The following is a 3,780-nucleotide window of genomic DNA, read 5'->3' as shown; positions in this document are numbered from 1 at the left end:
AACCCTTACACTTTCGGTTTCAGTTAAATAATCATTTTGAAATTTGTACTAGTGTGCGATAAAATAACCTTACATGAATAAAATCTGTGTAAGGGTTGAGGGAATGAAAAAAGATATAAATAATTTGGTTACTAAATCAAATAAATTGATTGATGCAAATTATAAAAGCAGATTGACGCCCCGTGAACAAAAAATCATTTTATACATAGTAAGTAAAATACAAAAAGAAGATACAGAGTTAAAAACGTACTCCCTTTCTATTAAAGATTTTAGTGAAATGATGGGACTTAAAGGTTCTCCAAAATATGAAGAGATAGAAAAGGTTACGAAAAACCTTTTGTCAAAAGTTATTGAAATTCATGAGGAAGATGGATTAATTCAAACCCATTGGTTAACCAGAGTGAAATATAATTACGGCCAAGGAACGGTGGAGTTTAATTTTCCAGCAGACTTAAAACCGTATTTATTAATGTTAAAAAGAGAGTTTACCTCTTATAAATTGAAGAATATTTTAGAGTTAAAAAGTGGACATTCTATTAGAATGTATGAGTTATTAAAGAAATGGGAAGTGCGAAAAGAAGTACAAATTGATTTAGAAAAACTGAAAGAAATGCTTGGAATAGATTCGGGATATAGTGAGTATTCCAATTTTAAGCTAAGAATACTTAAAACAGCCCAAAAGGAATTAGAGGAAAGCACAGATATTTCTTTTAATTACAAGGAGATTAAAAAAGGAAGAAAAGTTATTGCTTTACACTTTTTTATTACCTCAAAAAGAACTGCTCTCGAAAATGAAACTCAGTTGCTTGAAATAAAGCAGGAACCAGATGATTTGTTTGAATCCCTCTATCTTCAGCTAGATCAGACTTTCAAAAAACATGATTATACGTTGACGAAAAAAGTGTTGAAAAGATGGGTCGAATTGGCCGAGGAAGTATGGGGTGATAACAAACACATGGAAATTCACAAGCTCATTCAGCAATCTTTTAGTGTTCCCTCCATTGAAAATCATCTTGCTTTTATCACCTATATACTCAACGAGAAAGTAAAATGCGTGCAAAAAGGTACAAGTCATCACCGGGTGAGTGTTGAAAGTAATTCGAAAAAAATCATTCGGGAAGAGTTGCTGCCACACTGGTTTAAGAAAGATAAGAAAGAAGAAAAAGCAGTGAGAAAAGAGAAATTAAGTGAAGCACAGAAAAGAGAAATAGAACAACAGCTTCAAGAGCTTATAAATAGTAACTCTGTTAAACGATAATGTTGATTTTTTAACAAGGGGAATCGTCAGGAAAATGGGCTTAGCGTTGTAAATGTAGTTTTCTGATGGTACTCCTTTTATAAATTATTAAAAGTCGTTTCCTATTGTACGTGAAACTTAGGTTTCACGAGAAGTAACTTTTAAGCGATGTTTTGTTGATATAAAGTACATATACACTAAGGGGAGAAAATAATGGTTAATCTTTATGATGTTTTTGAACCGTTTAGAAGGCAGCAAGAAATGATTAATAAAATAATTAATCCACCAGTAATGCAGGCTTTACGTGACCATCAAAGTTTAATAAAACAGGTTACAAATTTTAATTCTTTTGGCCATTTGGATTCAGCGTTTTCAAAAGTCAAGTTGAACAATTGGAATAAACAAAAGGACAGATAACAAGAAAAAACACATCCCATTGAAAGTAATAGGATGTGTCGATAATTTTATTCGTCTGCTTCTTCTCCAGCACGATTTGTTTGTGTTGGAAGTGTATCCCAAAAGCTTGCATCAACAGTTTCAATTGAATTATCAGCAAGAGCTCTAACAGCTGCATCCAAAGTGGTAACGGTTTGTTTTATTAGATAGCCGTTGCTTTTTTGTCCAAGTGCAACGGATTCGACATTGTGGTCTGACATACCTCGCATTTCAAAGAGAAGCGTTGCAATATCATAACGAACGGCTGCACCGTTACGACCTATATTTTCTCCTGATCCTCCATTATATTTACCAATATGCCCCCAACCAGTAGGTTCTATTGCATTATATACAACAGCACCTAGCTTTTTAGAAGCCTCTAACACTTCAGGTTTTACATTAGCGTTTGTTGGATAAAGCATCGAACCTGAAACAAGTTCACCTTCTGTTTCGCTCAACGTCCCTTGATGATGTAAATCAATCATGTAATCAATATCGTATTTTGCAAAAACATTTTCATGTAATGCTTTTACTTCTACTTGCATTTTACTAGTTTCTTTATCATGCTCGCGGTTTAAGTCGACACCGTTAGCGTTTGCACGAGTTAGATGTCTATCACCCTTTGCTAAGTAGTCATCAAGAGAGAAATTAACATCACCCATAGCTCCATCTGCATTTAACATAGGAATGATTAAGATATTTACATTTTCTAGCAAACCTTTAGTCTTATTCGTGCCTAGATGTTTAATAAATTCGAGTGCACCTTCAGTAGTCAGTTGTTCGTTTCCATGCTGTTGGGTTAAAAATAGTATAGTGGGGTTTTCAGGATTGGAGATGTACTTTGCTAGATAAATATCTCGCCCTTTTACCGTTTTTCCAATCACTTCAAGTGTCAATGCTTCTTGTTTAGCATCCTGAGTTTTAAGGTAACTTACCAAACTGTCATAAGTATGTAGAATTGAAGTTGTTACTTGACCATTTCCAGCGCTAGGACCATTTCCAACCGCATCGACTGGGCCGGCAACAGCTGTTACTGCGCTTAAAGTTATTAAACTAGATAATGAAACTGATAGAATTTTCTTCTTTAAATTCATGAAATCTCCCCTTATATGTTTAATAGTTATAAAATGGATAATATTTACATTTTATTATTTATAACACTTATTGTTAATAGTGAATAATAACTATGTTTTCTTAACTCCTACTTTCTGTATGATCTTTACAGCAGTTCTCTCTCGTTTTTCATCAATGATAAACTTGTTTAAACTCTTCCATAATGGTAGTCTTCGGACGAGGGTGGAAGAGAGCTTCTGCGAAGAAACCAACGAAAGAAGAAAACAACTTTTATTTTTTAGAAGAAAGGTTGTTTTCTTCTTTGTAGCTGTATCAATGTAGAGATGCGGAGCATGGCTAACGGGACAGTTTAGTTGAACAAGGAATGTTATAATTAAGCAAATGTTTTGGGGGTAAATCACTTGGAAAATGAACAATGGGAACAACAAATGTTAGAAGAATATGGCTGGTATATGGATGCCATTTTTGCTGAAGAATACGATGAAATTCACGCTAATTATCATACACACGGAGTTCAAGAGAACTTTAATCATAGAGATTTTCAAATAGTGCTTAATATGGACCCTGAAGTGGCAAATGATATTTTCTTCACTTTAATTGATGACATAAGCGGAGGTAAAAGGTTTGAGGAAGGCAAAGAATACTCTGACATATTAGAAGGCTTTAAAGTGACATTTAAAGAGTATAAAGAAATGGGACGAGATGTGTTAAGGGTTCTTTTGCCTGATGAAGACGGAATTCTTCCAACTGAAGAGAATTGTGATGAGTATTATAAAATCCAGCTTGAGGATTATGATTTTGATAGTAATGATTAAAACGTTCTTGAACTAAAAGGGGCTTTACTTCAAGAACAGGATTGTCCATAGACGGTCTTTTTTTAATGCTTTTAAGTGGCACACTCTATCGTCGCGCACTTTAGATCCCTACTGAACTAAAATGCGCGACATCCCATTGGGCAAAGTAGCACCAATTAAGATTTTCAACATGAGAGAACGGCTGCTATTATTTATGTTGGTTTATGATAGTCTTATGAA

Annotated in this window: 4 protein-coding genes; 3 read left to right on the top strand and 1 reads right to left on the bottom strand. The window is 34.1% G+C overall.

Features of this window, described 5'->3' with window-relative positions; translation table 11 throughout:
* Positions 1-103: 103 nt before the first annotated feature.
* Positions 104-1,258, top strand: a complete 1,155-nt coding sequence (locus V7068_RS11690; RefSeq protein ID WP_499712939.1) for a replication initiation protein — start codon at positions 104-106, stop codon at positions 1,256-1,258.
* 192 nt (positions 1,259-1,450) lie between these two features.
* Complete coding sequence (locus V7068_RS11685; protein WP_499712938.1) at positions 1,451-1,654, top strand: hypothetical protein; 204 nt, start codon at positions 1,451-1,453, stop codon at positions 1,652-1,654.
* Between the two features lie 47 nt (positions 1,655-1,701).
* Here the strand turns inward: V7068_RS11685 and V7068_RS11680 are convergent, their stop codons facing one another.
* A complete protein-coding gene (locus V7068_RS11680) occupies positions 1,702-2,766 on the bottom strand; it encodes a M14 family zinc carboxypeptidase (RefSeq protein WP_499712937.1) in 1,065 nt (354 codons plus the stop codon).
* Positions 2,767-3,147: 381 nt separating this feature from the next.
* Here V7068_RS11680 and V7068_RS11675 point away from each other — a divergent pair, with 381 nt between their 5' ends.
* The gene (locus tag V7068_RS11675; protein WP_499712936.1) at positions 3,148-3,561 is read left to right on the top strand and encodes a DUF4262 domain-containing protein; all 414 of its coding nucleotides are present in this window, start codon (positions 3,148-3,150) and stop codon (positions 3,559-3,561) included.
* Positions 3,562-3,780 lie beyond the last annotated feature (219 nt).

This window comes from Bacillus sp. JJ634, assembly GCF_036962285.1.
GTDB lineage: Bacteria > Bacillota > Bacilli > Bacillales > DSM-1321 > Peribacillus > Peribacillus asahii_A.
This window is presented reverse-complemented; position numbering and strand designations above follow the sequence as displayed.

Coding starts and splice junctions, on each gene's coding strand:
- V7068_RS11690 (WP_499712939.1), top strand. CDS start 104: ATGAAAAAAGATATAAATAATTTGGTTACTAAATCAAATAAATTGATT.
- V7068_RS11685 (WP_499712938.1), top strand. CDS start 1,451: ATGGTTAATCTTTATGATGTTTTTGAACCGTTTAGAAGGCAGCAAGAA.
- V7068_RS11680 (WP_499712937.1), bottom strand. CDS start 2,766: ATGAATTTAAAGAAGAAAATTCTATCAGTTTCATTATCTAGTTTAATA.